General features: G+C 44.7%; 17 protein-coding genes. 10 read left to right on the forward strand and 7 right to left on the reverse strand.

What is annotated here, in order from left to right:
- Nucleotides 1–7: 7 nt before the first annotated feature.
- Together AC6R16_RS19920 and metK are read right to left on the reverse strand one after the other, a co-directional pair.
- Entirely contained in the window at nt 8–805 is a 798-nt protein-coding gene (locus tag AC6R16_RS19920; RefSeq protein WP_500675503.1) for a DUF2189 domain-containing protein, read from the reverse strand.
- A 271-nt stretch (nt 806–1,076) separates the two neighbouring features.
- Entirely contained in the window at nt 1,077–2,231 is a 1,155-nt protein-coding gene (gene metK / locus AC6R16_RS19925) for a methionine adenosyltransferase (protein ID WP_171326133.1), read from the reverse strand.
- A gap of 319 nt (nt 2,232–2,550) precedes the next feature.
- On the opposite strand from metK, the gene tkt reads away from it, so the two are divergent.
- Nucleotides 2,551–4,545, forward strand: coding sequence for a transketolase (gene tkt / locus AC6R16_RS19930; RefSeq protein WP_500675504.1), 1,995 nt, complete (start codon nt 2,551–2,553; stop codon nt 4,543–4,545).
- Nucleotides 4,546–4,666: 121 nt separating this feature from the next.
- Here the strand turns inward: tkt and AC6R16_RS19935 are convergent, their stop codons facing one another.
- On the reverse strand, nt 4,667–4,903 hold the full coding sequence (locus tag AC6R16_RS19935) for a hypothetical protein (RefSeq protein ID WP_500675505.1): 237 nt from the start codon (nt 4,901–4,903) through the stop codon (nt 4,667–4,669).
- Nucleotides 4,904–5,101: 198 nt separating this feature from the next.
- Between AC6R16_RS19935 and epd the strand changes: the two genes are divergently transcribed.
- From epd to mscS, 4 genes are all read left to right on the forward strand, one after another.
- Nucleotides 5,102–6,142 carry an erythrose-4-phosphate dehydrogenase gene (epd, locus tag AC6R16_RS19940; protein WP_500675506.1) on the forward strand — a complete coding sequence of 347 codons (1,041 nt, stop codon included), beginning with the start codon at nt 5,102–5,104 and terminating at the stop codon, nt 6,140–6,142.
- Between the two features lie 156 nt (nt 6,143–6,298).
- Nucleotides 6,299–7,459, forward strand: coding sequence for a phosphoglycerate kinase (locus tag AC6R16_RS19945; protein ID WP_038163979.1), 1,161 nt, complete (start codon nt 6,299–6,301; stop codon nt 7,457–7,459).
- A gap of 153 nt (nt 7,460–7,612) precedes the next feature.
- Entirely contained in the window at nt 7,613–8,689 is a 1,077-nt protein-coding gene (fbaA, locus tag AC6R16_RS19950) for a class II fructose-bisphosphate aldolase (RefSeq protein WP_394145729.1), read from the forward strand.
- A gap of 368 nt (nt 8,690–9,057) precedes the next feature.
- Nucleotides 9,058–9,924 (forward strand): small-conductance mechanosensitive channel MscS, encoded by an 867-nt coding sequence (mscS, locus tag AC6R16_RS19955; protein WP_500675507.1) that lies wholly within the window; start codon nt 9,058–9,060, stop codon nt 9,922–9,924.
- A 45-nt stretch (nt 9,925–9,969) separates the two neighbouring features.
- Here mscS and AC6R16_RS19960 read toward each other — a convergent pair whose 3' ends face one another.
- Together AC6R16_RS19960 and AC6R16_RS19965 are read right to left on the reverse strand one after the other, a co-directional pair.
- The gene (locus tag AC6R16_RS19960) at nt 9,970–10,452 is read right to left on the reverse strand and encodes a YbaK/EbsC family protein (RefSeq protein ID WP_500675508.1); all 483 of its coding nucleotides are present in this window, start codon (nt 10,450–10,452) and stop codon (nt 9,970–9,972) included.
- A 7-nt stretch (nt 10,453–10,459) separates the two neighbouring features.
- Nucleotides 10,460–11,086, reverse strand: a complete 627-nt coding sequence (locus AC6R16_RS19965; protein WP_500675509.1) for a LysE/ArgO family amino acid transporter — start codon at nt 11,084–11,086, stop codon at nt 10,460–10,462.
- 125 nt (nt 11,087–11,211) lie between these two features.
- Between AC6R16_RS19965 and AC6R16_RS19970 the strand changes: the two genes are divergently transcribed.
- From AC6R16_RS19970 to AC6R16_RS19980, 3 genes are all read left to right on the forward strand, one after another.
- Entirely contained in the window at nt 11,212–12,108 is an 897-nt protein-coding gene (locus AC6R16_RS19970; RefSeq protein WP_500639200.1) for a LysR family transcriptional regulator ArgP, read from the forward strand.
- A gap of 118 nt (nt 12,109–12,226) precedes the next feature.
- A complete protein-coding gene (locus tag AC6R16_RS19975; RefSeq protein ID WP_500639201.1) occupies nt 12,227–12,922 on the forward strand; it encodes an oxidative stress defense protein in 696 nt (231 codons plus the stop codon).
- A 124-nt stretch (nt 12,923–13,046) separates the two neighbouring features.
- A complete protein-coding gene (locus AC6R16_RS19980) occupies nt 13,047–14,930 on the forward strand; it encodes a sensor domain-containing diguanylate cyclase (RefSeq protein ID WP_500675510.1) in 1,884 nt (627 codons plus the stop codon).
- A 37-nt stretch (nt 14,931–14,967) separates the two neighbouring features.
- Here AC6R16_RS19980 and AC6R16_RS19985 read toward each other — a convergent pair whose 3' ends face one another.
- The gene (locus AC6R16_RS19985; RefSeq protein WP_500675511.1) at nt 14,968–15,636 is read right to left on the reverse strand and encodes a GntR family transcriptional regulator; all 669 of its coding nucleotides are present in this window, start codon (nt 15,634–15,636) and stop codon (nt 14,968–14,970) included.
- Nucleotides 15,637–15,810: 174 nt separating this feature from the next.
- Complete coding sequence (gene pykF, locus AC6R16_RS19990; RefSeq protein WP_004742539.1) at nt 15,811–17,223, reverse strand: pyruvate kinase PykF; 1,413 nt, start codon at nt 17,221–17,223, stop codon at nt 15,811–15,813.
- Nucleotides 17,224–17,655: 432 nt separating this feature from the next.
- Here pykF and AC6R16_RS19995 point away from each other — a divergent pair, with 432 nt between their 5' ends.
- Both AC6R16_RS19995 and glmS read left to right on the forward strand, forming a co-directional pair.
- Nucleotides 17,656–18,417: a DeoR/GlpR family DNA-binding transcription regulator gene (locus tag AC6R16_RS19995; RefSeq protein ID WP_004742540.1), complete on the forward strand. Its 762-nt coding sequence runs from the start codon at nt 17,656–17,658 to the stop codon at nt 18,415–18,417.
- Between the two features lie 82 nt (nt 18,418–18,499).
- Nucleotides 18,500–20,332 (forward strand): glutamine--fructose-6-phosphate transaminase (isomerizing), encoded by a 1,833-nt coding sequence (gene glmS, locus AC6R16_RS20000; RefSeq protein ID WP_500675512.1) that lies wholly within the window; start codon nt 18,500–18,502, stop codon nt 20,330–20,332.
- Nucleotides 20,333–20,354 lie beyond the last annotated feature (22 nt).

The following is a 20,354-nucleotide window of genomic DNA, read 5'->3' on the forward strand; positions in this document are numbered from 1 at the left end:
GCGCGACTTATGGGTGATGCTTTTTCTTGATCGTTTCGTGATAAGCATGCCAAGTACCATAACCAAGAATTGGCATGGTAAACAGCATTCCGATTCCATAGGTCGCAAAGCCGACGAGAATACCGCCACAAATGAGGGCAGCCCAGACAATCATGGCTGGAATATTCGATTTCACTGCATTAAAGCTTGAGAAAACTGCAGTCATCATATCAACTCGGCGCTCCATCATTAATGGAATGGAAAACGCGGAGATACTGAATACGACACATGCTAAGACAAAACCAACCAGTGACCCTATGACTAAGAAAGGCAGAAACTCTGTTAGCGGTGCGCCTTGGACGGATGGATATAGAGCGTGTAGAAGTGCTGCAATTCTCATCCAGAAGATCATGCATACCGCCAGTAACACGGCGAATGCCCATTGAGAAGAGGAGTTGCGACCAATCGCTTTCATTGAGTGAAGTAGGCTTGCACTATGGCCTTTTTCTCTTTCCCAGCTCGCGTCATAAAGACCAAGCGCCAAGAAAGGACCAATAAGCATATACACAACGAGACTTGGCATCACGACTAAGTGAGTGCCCTGCCATTGGACAAGTAAAACAATACCTATTGCGGCGGCCATAAAGCACAAACCGTAAAAGGCGCTGATAAGTGGCATGCGGACAAAGTCATGCAGACCGAGCGACAACCAGTGGAACGGGGCAGAAATACTGACCTGATTACACGGAATCGTGCGGGCGTATTCTGAGTCTTTGACTTCTTTTTTCTTGTCATCGAAGTCGTGTGGATTCACCGTACGAGGCATATATCCTCCTTGATCGATTCTCTACCTACACTGTGCTCTTGAGCGACAGTGAACGAAACTCGATGCCCGGCTTGGCGACCTCTAATAATGTAAGCGGCGCATCAGTTAAACAGCTTACGAAACAAAGTCGATTTTCGATTTGTTCGTTAACATATTTTTAACTATTGACCGCATGGCAAAAAAATACAAATTTCTTGATGTTTTTTTGCGCATAAAAAAAGAACGTCTGGTAATCCAGACGTTCTCAATATTTTTATAGTTTAATCAAAGATTACTTCAGACCAGCGAACTCACGTAGAAGAGCGGCTTTATCTGTCGCTTCCCATGGGAACTCTTCGCGACCGAAGTGGCCGTATGCCGCAGTCTTCTTGTAGATAGGCTGAAGTAGGTTCAGCATCTCTTGTAGACCGTATGGGCGTAGGTCGAAGTTTTGACGTACAGCTTCAACGATAACGTCTTGCGATACTTTTTCAGTGCCGAAGGTTTCAACCATGATAGATGTTGGATCAGCAACACCGATTGCGTAAGAAAGTTGGATTTCACAACGATCCGCTAGGCCAGCAGCAACGATGTTTTTCGCAACGTAGCGTGCTGCGTATGCTGCAGAACGGTCTACTTTTGATGGATCTTTACCAGAGAAAGCACCACCACCGTGACGAGCTGCGCCGCCATAGGTATCAACGATGATCTTACGACCTGTTAGACCACAGTCACCCATAGGACCACCGATTACGAAACGGCCGGTTGGGTTAATGAAGAAGTTTGTCTCTTTGTTGATCCACTCAGAAGGCAGTACTGGTTTGATGATCTCTTCCATTACTGCTTCACGTAGGTCAGGAGTCGAGATTGAATCACAGTGCTGGGTAGAAAGAACAACTGCATCAATACCAACGATCTTACCTTGGTCGTACTGGAAAGTTACCTGAGACTTCGCGTCAGGACGTAACCATGGCAGTGTACCGTTTTTACGTACTTCAGCTTGCTTTTGAACAAGAAGATGAGAGTAAGTAATCGGAGCTGGCATTAGGATGTCAGTTTCGTTAGTCGCGTAACCGAACATGATACCTTGGTCACCAGCGCCTTGCTCTTTAGGGTCAGCTTTATCAACACCTTGGTTAATGTCTGGAGACTGTTTGCCGATGGTGTTTAGAACTGCACAAGAGTCAGCATCGAAACCCATGTCAGAGTGAACGTAACCAATTTCACGAACAGTCTGGCGAGTTAGCTCTTCAATATCGACCCATGCTGATGTCGTGATTTCACCACCAACCATCACCATGCCGGTTTTGACGTAAGTTTCACACGCAACACGTGCTTTTGGGTCTTGCTCGATGATTGCGTCTAGAACTGCATCAGAGATTTGGTCTGCGATTTTATCTGGATGACCTTCTGAAACAGACTCAGAAGTAAACAGGTGCTTAGCCATGTGAGCTCCACTTTTAATTTTAGAGAGTGCTCCGTTATCAATCGTGGAACACTTATAAATAATCTTGATATCTGTAGGTGTATCTACATCTAGACGTCTATTCTAATTTTTATCGCTCGAATTACAAGCTCTTTTTCAAAACCTAACAAGACAATCGTTTGCTTTAATTGTACGAAATATTAGTAACTTTTATCGATTTGCTGCGAAAGCTAGGAAATTTGTGAGCTTTTGACTTGGAAAACGATTGCAGTGCTGGTGGCGCTTTGAGAGAATTATCGCCCATTTTATTTCGATTCGCTTAATGCACTCAGGAGCTGACATGTCTTCTCGTCAACATCTCGCTAATGCAATCCGCGCTCTAAGCATGGATGGTGTTCAACAAGCTAACTCTGGTCACCCAGGCGCACCTATGGGTATGGCTGATATCGCTGAAGTTCTTTGGCGCTCACATCTAAACCATAACCCAGCTAACCCAGAGTGGGCTGACCGCGACCGTTTCGTACTATCAAACGGCCACGGCTCAATGCTGATTTACTCGCTACTGCACCTAGCTGGTTACGAGCTGTCTATCGATGATCTGAAAAACTTCCGTCAACTACACTCTAAGACACCAGGTCACCCAGAGTACGGTTACGCACCAGGTATCGAGACAACTACGGGTCCACTAGGTCAAGGTATCACTAACGCTGTTGGTATGGCGCTAGCTGAGAAGACACTTGCAGCACAGTTCAACAAAGAAGGCCACGACATCGTTGACCACTTCACTTATGCATTCATGGGTGACGGCTGTCTAATGGAAGGTATCTCTCACGAAGCATGTTCTCTAGCCGGTACGCTAGGTCTTGGTAAGTTAATCGCTTTCTGGGATGACAACGGCATCTCAATCGATGGTGAAGTTGAAGGTTGGTTCTCTGACGATACGCCTAAGCGTTTTGAAGCGTACGGCTGGCACGTAATCCCAGCAGTAGACGGTCATGATCCAGAAGCGATCAACGCGGCTATCGTTGCAGCGAAATCTGACCCACGCCCAACTCTAATCTGTACTAAAACGATTATCGGCTTTGGTTCACCAAACAAGTCTGGTTCACACGACTGTCACGGTGCACCACTAGGCGCTGAAGAAATCGCAGCGACTCGTAAAGAACTTGGTTGGGAGTACGGTCCTTTTGAAATTCCTGCTGACGTTTATGCTGAGTGGGATGCAAAAGAAGCAGGCGCAGCTAAAGAAGCAGCTTGGAATGCTAAGTTCGATGCTTATGCAACGGCATACCCAGCAGAAGCAGCAGAGCTTAAGCGTCGCCTAAACGGTGAACTACCAGCACAGTGGGAAGAGAAAGCAAACGCAATCATTGCTGACCTTCAAGCGAATCCTGCAAACATCGCATCACGTAAAGCATCGCAAAATGCGCTAGAAGCGTTTGGTGCTATGCTACCAGAATTCCTAGGCGGCTCTGCTGACCTTGCGCCTTCTAACCTAACTATGTGGTCTGGTTCTAAGTCTGTGTCTGCTGAAGATGCGTCTGGTAACTACATCCACTACGGTGTACGTGAATTCGGTATGACAGCTATCATGAACGGTATCGCTCTGCACGGTGGTTTCGTACCATACGGTGCAACTTTCCTAATGTTCATGGAATATGCTCGTAACGCAATGCGCATGGCTGCTCTGATGAAAGTTCAGAACATCCAAGTTTACACGCACGACTCTATCGGTCTTGGCGAAGATGGCCCAACTCACCAACCGGTTGAGCAAATGGCTTCTCTACGTCTAACGCCAAACATGAGCACATGGCGTCCATGTGACCAAGTTGAGTCTGCAGTCGCTTGGAAACTGGCTATCGAACGCAAAGATGGTCCAACATCGCTAATCTTCTCCCGTCAAAACCTTGCACAGCAAGAGCGTAGCGAAGAGCAAGTAGCAAACATCGCTCGCGGTGGTTACATCCTGAAAGATTGTGAAGGCAAGCCAGAGCTAATCCTTATCGCAACTGGTTCTGAAGTTGAATTAGCGGTTAACGCGGCTGCTGAACTTACAGCTGAAGGCAAGAAGGTACGCGTAGTATCTATGCCTGCAACTGACGCATTCGACAAGCAAGACGCTGAGTACCGTGAAGCTGTACTTCCATCTGACGTAACGGCTCGTATCGCTGTTGAAGCTGGCATCGCTGACTTCTGGTACAAGTATGTTGGCTTTGGTGGCAAGATCATCGGTATGACTACATTCGGTGAATCTGCGCCAGCAGGTGAATTGTTCAAGATGTTCGGTTTCACTACGGAAAACGTAGTAAAAACAGCAAAAGAGCTTCTTGCTTAGTATGCTCTTGATAGTTGAAGCTGCAGCGTAATTGCAGCTCCAATAATTTGAGTAGCTGGACAATGAAAACCGAGCCTAGTGGCTCGGTTTTTTATGCGTTCAATCTGAGAATAAGTAGCGACTACTCAAACTCGTTACCCCAATTATCCTTCTCTTTGTGGCCGCAGATTTTACACGTGACATATCTGTCCATGTCATAGTAGTGACCACCATTAATAAAGGCATGAGCCATCAGTTTGACTCTACCTAACAAAGAAGTATCCGTGTCGTAGCTGCTGGTCTTTCTTACAAGCATTTCACTATGGGGTGTTTCTTGTTCGCACTGTTTACAAAAGTGAGTGGCTGGGTACCCAGACATAGTCATTTCCTTTGGTTGATGAAACTAGATAAGAAACAGCCATAAGGAAAACAACCTCACACAGTGACTATCTATATTGCTGGCTTATTAATCAAGTTATACAGTTTCAATTGTTCGGCACACATCACTAACTTAATGCGCTTTGGCCTACTATCGGGTAGTATTTGTGACACGAAAATGATGTAGGGCGATGGAGTTATGCTGAAAGTTGCGATCAACGGGTTTGGACGTATTGGCCGTAATGTTTTGCGAGCGGTATATGAAAGTGGCAAAAACCAACAAATAAAGGTAGTGGCGGTGAATGAACTGGCGCAACCGGATGCGATGGCCCATCTACTTCAATATGATACTAGTCATGGTCGTTTTGGTAGAAAAGTGACCAACGATCAAGAGCACATCTATATCCACCATGATACTCCTCATCAAGGCACTGGTGAGTTTGATTCCGTCCGTATCCTTCATCTTAATGATATTGAGCTACTGCCTTGGCGTGATCTCGAAGTGGATTTAGTTCTCGACTGCACAGGTGTATTTGGCACTCAAGCTGATGGCCAGGAACACATCAAAGCAGGAGCCAAGAAAGTCTTGTTTTCACACCCAGGGGCTAACGATCTAGATAACACTATTATCTATGGCGTCAATCATGAGACGCTCAGAGCGGAGCATAATGTAGTTTCGAATGGTTCCTGTACCACCAACTGTATTGTTCCCATCATTAAAGCGTTGGATGATGCATTTGAGATTGAGTCTGGCACAATCACTACTATCCATTCTTCCATGAATGATCAGCAAGTCATAGATGCCTACCATTCAGATTTAAGACGTACCCGTGCAGCGAGCCAATCGATCATTCCTGTGGACACTAAGTTGCATAAAGGGATTGAAAGAATCTTCCCGAAATTTTCCAACAAATTTGAAGCAATTTCTGTAAGAGTACCGACAGTAAACGTCACAGCGATGGATTTAAGTGTCACAATTAATACAAATGTGAAAGTTAATGACGTAAATCAAACCATTGTTAACGCATCTCAGTGTACATTACAGGGCATTGTTGACTATACTGAAGCGCCGCTCGTTTCGATCGACTTTAATCATGATCCCCATAGTGCGATTGTCGATGGTACACAGACTCGAGTGAGTAATGGGCACTTAGTAAAAATGCTCGTTTGGTGTGATAACGAATGGGGCTTTGCGAACCGTATGTTGGATACAGCGCTCGCAATGCAATCTGCTGAGTAAGTTGTAAAGCAGAAGCTGGGAGAAATGTTTATTTTAACCCTTGAAATAAATATTGAGCATCTCCACTATACCAACAGCGTTTGAAGAATTAATAGGTCTGGCAGGGTTGCCGGGCTACTGAAAACTTTACTTATTGAAAATTTGAGAGGACACAACATGTCTGTAATCAAGATGACTGACCTGGACCTAGCAGGTAAACGTGTATTTATCCGTGCGGACCTAAACGTACCAGTAAAAGAAGGCAAAGTGACTTCTGATGCACGTATTCTAGCGTCTCTACCAACAATCAAGCACTGTCTAGAAGCAGGCGCGAAAGTTATGGTTACTTCTCACCTAGGTCGTCCTACTGAAGGTGAATACGCAGAAGAGTTCTCTCTACAACCTGTTGTTAACTACCTAAACGATGCTCTAGATTGCGAAGTTAAACTAGCAAAAGATTACCTAGATGGCCTAGAGCTAAACACTGGTGAGCTAGTTGTTCTTGAAAACGTTCGCTTTAACAAAGGCGAGAAGAAGAACGAAGAAGAACTATCTAAGAAATACGCTGCATTGTGTGACATCTTCGTAATGGATGCATTCGGTACTGCTCACCGTGCTCAAGCATCTACTCATGGTGTTGGCATGAACGCACCTGTTGCGTGTGCGGGTCCTCTACTTGCTGCTGAACTGGAAGCACTAGGCAAAGCAATGGACAACCCAGAGCGTCCACTTGTTGCTATCGTAGGTGGTTCTAAAGTTTCTACTAAGCTAACAGTTCTAGAATCTCTATCTAAAGTTGCTGACCAACTTGTTGTTGGTGGTGGTATCGCAAACACATTCATCGCAGCTGATGGCCACAACGTAGGTAAGTCTCTATACGAAGCTGACCTAGTTGAAACAGCGCAAAAGCTAATGAAAGAGTGTTCAATCCCAGTAGCAACTGACGTTGCATGTGCGAAAGCATTTGATGAGAACGCAGAAGCTGAAATTAAGCACGTTTCTGAAGTGGCTGACGACGATATGATCTTCGACCTAGGTCCAGAGTCAACAGCGGCTCTAGCTGAAATCATCGGCAACGCGAAAACTATCCTTTGGAACGGTCCTGTAGGCGTGTTCGAATTCAAGAACTTCGAAGCGGGTACTAAAGGTATCTCTGAAGCAATCGCTCAGTCTGCAGGTTTCTCTGTAGCAGGTGGTGGTGATACGCTAGCGGCTATCGACAAGTTTGGTATTAAAGCTGACGTTTCTTACATCTCTACTGGTGGCGGTGCATTCCTTGAGTTTGTTGAAGGTAAAGTACTACCAGCGGTTGCGATGCTTGAAGAGCGCGCTAAGTAATTAAACGAAAGCGGGGGAGTGACTCTCCCGCTTTCTTGTTTGCTGCACATCACACTTTTTTGCTAGAATAGCGCGAGTTGTGAGCAAACGTTTGCAAGAATTTAAACTTAACAAGTTTTATTTTTAAAACGACAGATAAATAGGATTAAATCCATGTCTAAGATCTTCGATTTCGTAAAACCAGGTGTTATCTCTGGCGACGACGTACAGAAAGTATTTGAAGTAGCAAAAGAGAACAAATTTGCACTTCCAGCAGTAAACGTTGTTGGTACTGACTCTGTAAACGCAGTACTAGAAGCAGCAGCGAAAGTTAAATCTCCTGTTGTTGTTCAGTTCTCTAACGGCGGTGCAGCTTTCTTCGCTGGTAAAGGCGTTAAACTTGAAGGTCAAGGTGCTCAAATCCTTGGTGCTGTAGCGGGTGCTAAATACGTTCACGCTGTTGCTGAAGCTTACGGTGTGCCAGTTATCCTACACACTGACCACGCTGCTAAGAAACTTCTTCCATGGATCGACGGTCTACTAGACGCTGGTGAAGAGTTCTTCGCTCAAACTGGTAAGCCTCTATTCTCTTCTCACATGCTAGACCTTTCTGAAGAGTCTCTAGAAGAGAACATCGAAACATGTGCTAAGTACCTAGAGCGCATGGCTAAAATGAACATGACAATCGAGATCGAACTTGGTTGTACTGGTGGTGAAGAAGACGGCGTAGATAACTCTCACATGGACGCATCTGAGCTATACACTTCTCCAGAAGACGTTGCTTACGCATACGAGAAGCTAAACGCTGTTTCACACCGTTTCACTATCGCAGCATCTTTCGGTAACGTACACGGCGTATACAAGCCAGGTAACGTTGTACTAACTCCAACTATCCTACGTGACTCTCAAGCATACTGTGCAGAGAAGTTCGGTATTGCACCTAACGCTCTAAACTTCGTATTCCACGGTGGTTCTGGTTCTACTGAAGCAGAAATCCAAGAGTCTATCGGCTACGGTGTTATCAAAATGAACATCGATACTGATACACAGTGGGCAACTTGGGATGGTATCCGTCAGTACGAAGCTGACAACCGTGACTACCTACAAGGTCAAATCGGTAACCCAACTGGCGAAGACGCGCCAAACAAGAAGTACTACGATCCACGCGTATGGCTACGTGCTGGTCAAGCTTCTATGGTTACTCGTCTTGAGAAAGCATTCGCTGACCTTAACGCAGTAGACGTACTATAATTCGTCTTTACTAAGTTAAATAAAAACCCGCTCCCTGAGCGGGTTTTTTTATATTTGTCATTTACTCACGCTAACCAAGTGCTAACCAAGTGCTAACCAAGTGCTAACCAAGTGCTAACCAAGTGAAGCATTAAAACTATGGCACAACAGAGATTTGTTGCGTAACCTGTAATATGCCGATATCAGAGAATTCTGATAAGCTTTTGTTTTTGCTATATTTGCATAAACATAGCTTTGCGAATAGTCAAAAATGAGATATCGTGCCAAAAAGCTGACATTGCTTCAGTGAATGTATAGGGATGTTGTTTCTGATTGGTAATTTAAAGCAGTTTGGTTCATAGAATCATTTAATTGAGAGGATAGAAATTATGGCAGGTGAATCAGCAGGGATTGAAACTCCTTTAGTTGATGGTTTAGGTCATGCCGAGCAGTGGTTGACTAACAATTCCGATCTTTTGGTGCAGTATGGCGTGAACATTATTTCCGCTGTTCTGATCTTATTTATCGGTAACATCATAGTTAAAATGGTCGCCAATAGTGTGGCTAAAGTTTTAAACAAGAAGAAGATGGATAAGGCGGTTGTTGAGTTTATCCATGGCTTGGTTCGTTACCTTCTATTTGTTATTGTACTGATCGCGGCACTAGGTCGTTTAGGTGTGCAAACAGCGTCTGTGGTTGCTGTTATCGGTGCGGCTGGCTTAGCCGTAGGTTTAGCTCTACAGGGCTCACTTTCTAACTTTGCTGCTGGTGTGCTTATTGTTGCTTTCCGTCCATTTAAGTCGGGTGACTACGTGGAAATTGGTGGTGTGGCAGGCTCGGTAGATTCAATCCAGATTTTCCAAACCGTGCTAACTACGCCAGACAACAAAATGGTCGTAGTGCCGAATGGTAGTGTAATTGGTAGCCCAATCACTAACTACTCACGCCATGAAACACGCCGAATTGATCTGATGATTGGTGTTTCTTACAGCGCAGATCTACAGAAGACCAAAGAGCTACTGACAAAGATTTGTGAATCAGATGAGCGCATTCTTAAAGAGCCTGGTGTACAGGTTGGCGTGCATACACTAGCTGACTCTTCAGTTAACTTTGTCGTGCGTCCTTGGGTTAAAACCGCCGACTACTGGAATGTCTACTTCGATTTGATGCAAGCGATCAAAGAAGGCTTAGATAAAGAAGGTATCGAGATTCCATTCCCACAAATGGATGTTCATATGAACAAAGTGGACGCATAATCTCTAAGCGTAGATTGAACAAAGCGAGGCAAACTGCCTCGCTTTTTACATTTCTAGCACTTTATTTTCTAGCGAGCTTAAGACGGTTTTTAATTGGTTGGCTGGGATGCCAAAGGTCACCTCTGGTTTACCCGGTGTATATAAGATTTCATTGTGTTGATACAGTTTGCTATCCACAATAATTTCTACTTCAGTAGGCAGACCGAAAGGGCACACCGCTCCCGGTACGCAACCAATCTGCTCAATCATTTCCTCATTGCTGACTATCGAAGGTCGCTTCCCGGTTAGGGCTTTAATCCCCTTAGTGTCTAAACGACTATCTTTGTCGGTGAGAAGCAACGCATAGCCAGAGCCTTTTAGCTTGAGAAACAGGCTTTTACTATGAGTGCCTGTCCAACCTAATTGCTCTGCTACCCTCTCGTCGGTGGCAAAATCTAATATAGGCTCGTGTAGCCACTCTTGATAATCAACATTCAATTGCTCTAAGAGCTGTTTGTTGAACTGATAAATAGCATCCAGCTTGTTCATATCTCACCTACATTAACTGATTGAATAACTCTTTTGCCAACAAGGCGGCAATCACGTACATCATAATCGCAACCACAATATCAATACCTTGCTTAACTCGCGGTTGTGACAAAGTGGGACCGAGTTTGGCCGCACCAATTGAAAGAGAGAAGAACCACACCAGTGAAGCCATCATGGTGCCGATGGCAAACGCAATACGATCTTGGCCCTCAAATTGGCCGCCTATTGAACCGAGAATCACCACTGTATCAAGGTAGAGGTGAGGGTTAAGTACCGTCACTGCTAGCGCGCCTAGAATGACAGCACGCTTGCCTCTTAGCGTTTGATTGAGCTGAGTTTCTTCCTCTTGAGGTGTAAATGCGCTTTTGAGTGATAATGAGCCATACACTGCAAGAAAAGCAATGCCGCCGATAGTGACCAACATGAGCAAGGTTTCATTTTGTGATAGCAGAGCGCCACCGCCGAAGATCCCCAAAGAAATAAAAACAATATCAAGCACACTGCAGATCGTCGCGGTTGTAAGGTGGTGATGGCGCTTAATACCTTGATTGAGCACATACGCGTTTTGAGCGCCAATAGGGATGATCATGCTTGCGCCTAGGCCAAAGCCTTGTAGTAATAGCCAAAAGTTCATGGCTTTCTCTCCAACAAATTAACTGATATGGCGAGAAGATAAGTAAACTGTCAAAATAAGTATATTTAATAATTTTTATACTATATTAGAGATTCTAATGAAGTGAGCATTGAGAGGAATAAAAGATGCGTGGCTTGGATTATCGATGGATAGAGGCTCTAGAGGCGGTGATCAGTAGTGGGAATTTTGAGCGTGCCGCTGAAGCATTGTTTGTCTCTCAATCGGCAGTATCGCAACGACTAAAACAGCTAGAAAAGTTTCTAGCTCAACCCGTTTTAGTGCGCGAGCAACCACCACGACCTACCCCTATTGGGCAAAAGCTTCTTGCGCTCTACCAACAAGTTCAGCTGCTTGAATCTGAATTGATACCAGAGCTAGATAATGAGACGGCTGAGCGCTTACAAACCGCAGCGATTGCGACTAATGCAGACAGCTTAGCGACATGGCTGCTGCCCGCTTTAGCGCCAATTATGAAGTCACGCCGGGTTCAGTTTGAACTTGAGGTTTATGGTGAAGCGAGAACGTTAGATAAATTGAAAAATGGCGAAGTCTTGGGCGCTTTAAGCATGGAGCCCAAAGCTATGGTCGGCTGCGAGGCGAAATACATTGGTCGGATGGATTATGTGTGTGTGGCAAGCCCAGAGTTTGCTCAGGAGTATTTTCCAGCAGGCGTCACGCGAGAAGGGCTAAAACAAGCACCTGCCGTCTCTTACGATCAACATGATGAATTGCATCGTGACTTTCTTAAGCAGCATTTCAATATATCCCCTAACTCTGTGCCGCATCATCATGTCGCAAGCTCAGAGGCATTTGTAAACTTAGCTTTGATGGGCTGTGCTTACTGTTTGATCCCTAAGCTGCAAATAGAACAGGAACTTGCCTCCGGAAAGTTAGTGGATTTGATGCCGGGCTTTTTTATGAGTTTTCGTATTTACTGGCATCATTGGCAACTTGAAACTGGTCTGCTAAAACAGGTGACGCAGGCGATTGTCGAATACACAGAGGATTTACTGCCGAAATAGCCGATATGTAGCCACGTAAATGCTCAGTTAATTCTCTGTCAGAACTGATGGCGATATCTTGGTGTCTTTTTATTCCATGCCTATGATGTATTGAGTTAATGGCATATGGTAATTGAGTATGAAAGCTATCTCTTCAGTTGTTGCAGCTTTATCGCTGTCTTTAAGCAGTTTTGGCGTGTTGGCCAATAGTCCCGATTTTCCACATTTATCAACAACAGGTTATGGTGAAGTGATCGCCAAGCCAGATATGGCGCAGTTCTCGGTTAAGGTTGTAGAGTCAACCATGACGGCAGAGCAAGCAAAGCAGTCGGTTGATAAAGTTGTCCGTACATTTCTCGATGCATTAAACAAAGAAGGCGTAGAGAAGCAGGATGTGACTAGTTCAAACCTCTATATAACGCCTCAATATCATTATCCTAAAGACGGTAAGCCAGAGCTGGTTGGTTACCGAGCTTCACGCAGTATCACAGTGACGGTCGAAGACTTAGCCGACTTAAATCAATACTTAGATCTGGCCTTAAACTCAGGGATTAATCAAGTTGATAACATTCAACTAAAAGTCAAAGACCAAGCTAAGTATCAACAGCAGGCACGAATGGCAGCCATCAAAGATGCCAACAGCAAGGCTGAGTCGCTCGCAGAGGGCTTTGGTAAAGATCTCAACGGTGTTTGGCGTATTGATTATAAAATGTCTGGTCACCAACCTGTTTTGATGCGCTCTATGGCTATGGATGCGCGTTCAGAATCGAATAGTTACCAAGACTCTACCATTGTTATCCGCGATAGCGTTGATGTGATTTATAAGATCGACTGATCAGACAAACGATTTCATTACTGATCAAGCCGCCCCTATTCTACTTCTTTCGGTAGGGGCTTTAATCCTATTTCGATTAAATGATATACTGCTCAGCCACATCGACCCGAGCCTTTTTCACCTAATGCAGCGTAAATCCATATTCTCATATCTGTTCATCACTACGCTGATCTTCTTTTCACTTGTCACTATTTACTATTTCAATAAACATCAACAACTTGAAAAAGATATCATAGCTCAAAATGCTGAGTTGGCGATTCATCAGCTCGCCTACAGTGAGCGTGAATATCAAAGCGTTCGTAGCCAGTTTATCTCAATTATTGAGTTGCTTTCACACAGTCGTAACCTTTATGAGTATGTGCTTGAGCCGACGCAAACAAATAAAGCCGTTGTTGAAGAGGTTTGGTCTTCGGTTGCGAGCAATCAAAAGTGGTATACCCAGATTCGTTTTTTAGACGTCAACGGAATGGAGAAGATTCGCCTTAACTACACCAATGGTGACGCTGAGGTAGAGAGCGATATAAATCTTCAAGATAAGTCACAACGAGATTATTACCAGTATGCCCAAACTCTGAATGAGAATGATATTGGCGTATGGGGAATCGATCTAGAATACGAACATGGCAAACTTGTCGAGCCTTATCAGCCTGCATTACGCTTGCTTACGCCCGTTTATGTTGCCGGAAGCCGCGCTGGATACTTGGTCCTCAATATTGATGTTCGCTACCTTTCATCTCGGTTAAATTACTCACCCGATGAGCGATTTAGCCCTGAGCTCATTGGTGAACAGGGGTTTTATTTAGCAGGTGCAAGCCTAAGCGAGTTATATGGTCACCTGGTCAAAGAGCGTAATGAGCATAATTTTGCGCGCACTTTCCCTGTAACCTGGCAGATGATGCAGCACAATAAGTCAGGTTACCTGATGGAGAGTGGGGGACTGATTGTCTTCAATCAGATTTACCTTTCGCCTCAGCAGACCTTGTATCTGGTGATTGAGCTTGAAGGGCCTGAACTAGCGACGATAACTAAGCATGAAAGTGAAGCCTTGATGCAAGAGGCGACTTTGGTGTTTGTCTTAATGCTTGCGTTTGTGATTCCAGGCACCTTGCTTGTGGTTCACTACCGTAAGCGCAGTATTGAGAGTCAATTAGCCCGTGCAGCACTAAGTGGTATGTCTGCGGTGATTATCTCCGATCGTAATCACCGTGCGATTATGGTTAATGACCAATTTTGTGCGCTCACCGGACTTGCACATCGTGATATTCAATCACGTAATATCATTAAGCAATTACTTGGCGAGGAACAAATTGAGCTATCGCTAGAGATTTTTGAGCAAGTGGCCCACCAACAGCTATGGGAAGGTGAAATTAGCATTCACAGAACAGGTGATGAGCGAGTTGTCACTGCTTTGCTCAGGGTCCAAAGTGTGTTGGCAAAATCAGGTCGGGTTAGCTATTACATTACTTCAATTGTCGACATTAGTGATCGCAAGGAACTGGAAGAGCGCCTGCGTATTTTAAGCGAAAGAGATGAGCTCACTCAGCTGTGGAATCGCCGTAAGTTTGAGTTAGAGCTGCGTCGTTATGCCCGTCTTATTGAGCGCTATCCATCAACCTCGAATGCCTGTTTAGCTTTACTTGATATCGACTTTTTTAAACGCATCAATGATGAACTTGGTCATGATGAAGGAGATCGCGTGATCACCAACGTGGCTAAGATGCTTGAAGTTGCTTTACGCGAGACGGATTTTGTGGCTCGAATTGGTGGTGAGGAATTTGCGATTATTATGCCGCATACATCGATAACAGAAGCCGAACTTGCATTGGAGCGCTTACGTATAGCGATCGATTTAGCAGTTAATATACCAGTGACGGTTAGTATTGGTGTGACCGATTTTATTGCTGATAGCACACGTTGCTATAAGTGCGCCGATATTGCGTTGTACGACTCAAAGTCTTCCGGTCGCAATCGAGTGTCGGTCTGTTTTAGCTCCGAAGAGGTGGCATAAAAATCGAGCCTATAGGCTCGATTGTTGTTTAGCTTCGTTACGCAGCGACGGCTTGTTCATCAATAATGGCTTGGATTTTTTGTCGATTCTGGTCTAAGTGATTATCTAGTGTCTCAGCGGCTTTTTCTCCATCCTTGGCTAATACCAGCTTCATAATTTGCTCGTAGTCATCTAGACAAGATCTGCCATAGTCTAAACCGTTAACGATTGCGTAGTAGCGATAACGTTTAATTTGAGTGATGAGATCGCTGAAGAAACCAAGCATGTTTTTCGAACGCGCCCCCTCTAGCAGGGAAATATGGAACTGATGCTGACGCTCTTCCCACTCTTGCCAATCAAAGCCCTCTTTAGCGTGTTGTACGCGCGACAATTTATGAAATGAAGTCAGTACTTCTAACTCCCAGCCTTCATCGCCAGTTTCAATCGCTTGCTTGAGGAGAATGGAAGAGATAAAGCGTAAGCTTTCATAGAGATCGTTCAGTTCATCAATAGAGACAGGCGCAACCCAACAACCTTTTTGCGGTTGTAAGCTGACATACTTGCTCCAAGAAAGTTGTACCAGTGCTTCTCTGATAGGAGAGGCACCGACGTCGTATCTCTGTTTAAGCTCTGCAACCACCAGTTTCTCATCTGGTTGAAGTTGCCCATTCAAAATATCTTGCACAATCATTTTAGCGACTTTGTCTGTTAACGTCGGGCTAGACACGATGTATTCCTCACTACTTACACTACTGCTAAGACACCACTAATAATTATTAAACGGTATGTGGTACTGAATTTTGGTTGATAATACAGCGTACGGAATGGGTGGGCAAGAAAAATATATAAAAAAAGAGGGCATAAGCCCTCTTTAATAGAATGTGCAATTGTATGCGTTTTATTATAGAACGTGTACAGATGCAGTGTTTGTTGTACCAGAAGCCACAAGTGCACCAGATACCATAACAACGATGTCGCCTTTGTTACCTAGGCCAGATTCTAGAGCAAGTTCTTTACCTGCTACGTAGAACGCGTCTGTGTTCTCGATAGAGTCAACTACAACTGGAGTAACACCTTTAGTTAGAACTAGCTGTGCAGCAGTCTTAGTGTTAGTCGTTAGTGCTAGGATGTTTGCAGTTGGGAAGTACTTACGTACTGAACGTGCAGATTTACCGCCTTCAGTTGCAACAACGATAAGTGGAGCCGCTAGTTTCTCAGCTGTATCTACTGCGCCTTTACATACTGCTTCAGTGATGCGTAGACGTGGGCTGTCTAGGCGAGAACCAAGCTCAGCTTTTAGAGCTGAATCAGTACGGTTCGCGATTTGAGCCATGATAGTTACCGCTTCAACTGGATACTTACCTTTAGCTGTTTCACCAGAAAGCATTACTGCGTCAGTACCGTCCATTACAGCGTTAGCAACGTCGCCTGCTTCCGCACGAGTAGGACGTGGGTTGTTGATCATAGAATCAAGCATTTGAGTTGCAGTAATAACCATCTTACGTGCACGGTTACACTTCTCGATCATCATTTTCTGAGCGAAGATTACTTCTTCAGCTGGGATTTCAACACCTAGGTCACCACGAGCAACCATGATGCCGTCAGAAAGCTCTAGGATCTCGTCGAAGTTATCAACACCTTCTTGGTTTTCGATCTTAGAGATGATGTGGATGTTCTCGCCGCCGTTTGCAGCAAGTACTTCACGGATTTCTTGAACGTCAGAAGCTTTACGGATGAAAGAAGCAGCTACGAAGTCAACGCCTTGCTCACAACCGAATTTAAGGTCGTTCTTATCTTTTTCAGATAGTGCAGGTAGGTTTACAGAAACGCCAGGAAGGTTAACACCTTTGTTTTCACCTAGTGCACCGTTGTTAAGAACTTTACACTTAACTTCAGTTTCAGAAGTAGCAAGTACTTCCATTTCGATTAGACCGTCGTCTACTAGGATAGTGTTACCAACGTTTAGGTCTGCTGCGAAACCAGCGTAAGTCACTGCTACTTTATCTTTGTTACCTACAACTGAGATATCAGTTGTGAAAGTGAACTCTTGACCAGCTACTAGATCAACGTCATCGCCGTTTTCTAGTTTGATAGTACGGATTTCTGGGCCTTTAGTATCTAGAAGGATAGCAAGCTGCTTACCAGACTCTTCCATTACTTTGCGGAAGTTCGCGATACGAGTGCCGTGCTCTTCGTAGTCACCGTGAGAGAAGTTCAGGCGCATTACATTCATGCCTGCATTTACTAGTTCAGTTAACTTCTCTACAGATTCAGTTTTAGGGCCAATCGTACATACGATTTTGGTCTTTTTCATGGAAGATACTCTCCGGTCGATAATAGTTACAATTTGAAAGTCGGTTATTGGTCTGAAACCAAGGCTGTCGAATAGGCATTTTGTGCCTGCCAACTCTTCATGACAGCATTACATCTAGTTGGCTCCAGAACTGAAAGTCTTTCACATAGTTTAGTCATTTTATGACCAACTTAATGCCGTTCAACGCCGTAATTTTGTGACAACACTAGGATATAGTGGCTAGATTGCAAAAAAATAACGGTCAATTCTGTAATTTTTTTTCTTTTAGGGTGCGAATTCTACCACCTAATGATTTCAATATCACTGCTTAACAATTGTCTTAGGACAAGGTTTTTGCGCTAAATATTAATTTTTTGGATCGAAATAAATGGACATAAATGTTTCGACTTGACTATAATTCCTTTCAGTTCGAAACTTGAATATATGAATTAAATGTCGAAACGAAACACTCAACTAAGAAGACACGCTATTTCTAATCTAGTTAATGAGAAAGGAGAGGTCAGCGTAGAAGCACTCTCTGTTCAGTTTGAAACCTCTGAAGTGACGATTAGAAAGGATCTCGCTTCACTAGAAAAAAATGGTCAGCTTCTTCGTCGCTATGGTGGTGCGATTGCCTTACCGAAAGAAGTGGTAAGCGATGAAATGAACGAAAATGTTTCGATTCGAAAGAACGAATTGGCGGAGGCGGCGGTTAAGCTGATCCGCGAGCATAACCGTATTGTGATCGACAGTGGCAGTACAACTGGCGCTCTGATCAAAATGCTCGATGGTATGCGCGGTTTGGTTGTGATGACTAATTCTCTTAATGTCGCTAACGCGCTGAATGAGCTTGAAAGCGAACCGACTCTATTGATGACAGGCGGAACTTGGGATGCACACTCCGAGTCGTTTCAAGGTCAAGTTGCAGAATCTGTTCTACGCTCATATGACTTCGACCAGTTATTCATTGGCGCAGATGGTGTCGATCTTGAGCGCGGAACCACCACCTTCAATGAGCTCGTTGGCCTAAGTAAAGTGATGGCTGAGGTGTCTCGTGAGGTCATCGTCATGGTCGAGTCGGAAAAGATCGGCAGAAAGATCCCTAACTTAGAGTTAGCTTGGGATGCCATCGATATCTTAATTACCAACAAAGACTTAGACCCAGAGTTAAAAACAAAAATTGAATCTCATGGCGTCAAAGTGCTTTGTGCATAACGTTAAACAAATTTTTTAATCTTACTTCTCCGAATCTGGCCTTTGCTTGCTGCCTATCGGAATCAACAAATTGGAGTTGAATATGTGTGGAATCGTCGGTGCAGTTGCACAACGAGATGTCGCTGAAATTTTAGTAGAAGGATTACGTCGCCTTGAATACCGCGGTTATGATTCTGCGGGTGTGGCGATTGTTGATGGAGAGTCAAACCTAACTCGCGTTCGTCGCCTTGGTAAAGTGCAAGAGCTAGCAGACGCGGTAGATTCGGCACAAGTTGTCGGCGGAACAGGTATTGCTCACACTCGCTGGGCTACTCATGGTGAACCTTCTGAGGCGAATGCCCACCCACATATGTCAGGCGACATCGCAGTGGTGCACAACGGCATTATTGAAAACCACGAAGAACTACGTGAGCTACTTAAGTCTCGCGGTTACGTTTTTGAATCTCAAACGGATACTGAAGTGATCGCTCATATGGTTGAGTGGGAGCTGCGTAGCTCAGAAACACTGTTAGAAGCAGTACAAAAGACCGCAAAGCAACTTGAAGGTGCCTACGGCACAGTGGCTCTGGATCGTAAAGATCCTTCGCGTATTGTCGTTGCTCGTTCAGGTAGCCCAATCGTGATTGGTTTTGGTGTTGGTGAGAACTTCCTTGCCTCTGACCAGCTTGCTCTGCTTAATGTGACTCGCCGCTTTATGTATCTAGAAGAAGGTGACGTTGCAGAAATCACTCGCCGCGAAGTAACTGTATTTGATGCTTCAGGCGAGCGCGTAGAACGTGAGATTACCGAGTCTAACGCTGAACATGATGCGGGTGACAAAGGCCAGTACCGCCACTTTATGCAAAAAGAGATTTATGAGCAGCCAACGGCACTGATCAACACCATGGAAGGCCGTATTACATCAGACTCTGTAGTAACCGAAGCCATTGGTGTTAACGCGGCGGAAATCCTAAGCAAAGTCGAGCATGTACAAATCGTTGCTTGTGGTACTTCTTACAATGCAGGTATGACCGCTCGTTATTGGTTTGAAGATCTTGCTGGCGTAAGCTGCGACGTAGAAATTGCTTCTGAGTTCCGTTACCGCAAATTTGTGACGCGTCCTAACAGCCTGTTAATCACGCTTTCTCAATCGGGTGAAACGGCTGATACCTTGGCAGCTTTGCGCCTAGCCAAAGAGAAAGGCTATATGGCTGCAATGACTATCTGTAACGTTGCTGGCTCTTCGCTGGTTCGTGAGTCTGATTTTGCCTTTATGACACGTGCTGGCGTAGAAATTGGCGTGGCGTCAACCAAAGCCTTTACCACTCAGCTTTCAGCTTTGCTGATGTTAGTGACTGCATTAGGTAAACAACAAAACCGTATCAGCAAAGAAAAAGAGCAAGAGATTGTTGAAGCGCTGCATGCACTACCTAAGCAAATCAACGCTGCTCTCTCTTTTGAGAAAGACATTGAAGAGTTGGCGACAGATTTTGCTGACAAGCACCATACATTGTTCTTAGGTCGTGGTGAGTTTTATCCAATCGCGATGGAAGCCTCGCTCAAACTAAAAGAGATCTCTTACATCCACGCTGAAGCCTACGCCGCTGGTGAACTAAAGCATGGCCCACTGGCACTGATTGATGCAGATATGCCAGTTGTTGTGGTCGCGCCAAGTAACGAGTTATTAGAGAAGCTAAAATCGAACGTTGAAGAAGTTCGTGCACGTGGCGGTTTACTGTACGTGTTCGCCGATGCAGATGCTGGCTTTGAAGCTGATGAGACAATGAAGATCATCACTATGCCGCACGTTAGCGAGATCACGGCACCGATTTACTACACCATCCCGATGCAACTACTGTCTTACTACGTTGCCTTGATTAAAGGGACTGATGTTGACCAACCACGTAACTTAGCGAAAGCGGTCACGGTAGAGTAAGAGTCTAAATAACGATATTAAG

Source organism: Vibrio sp. R10-SG3-ISO10 (genome assembly GCF_059834185.1).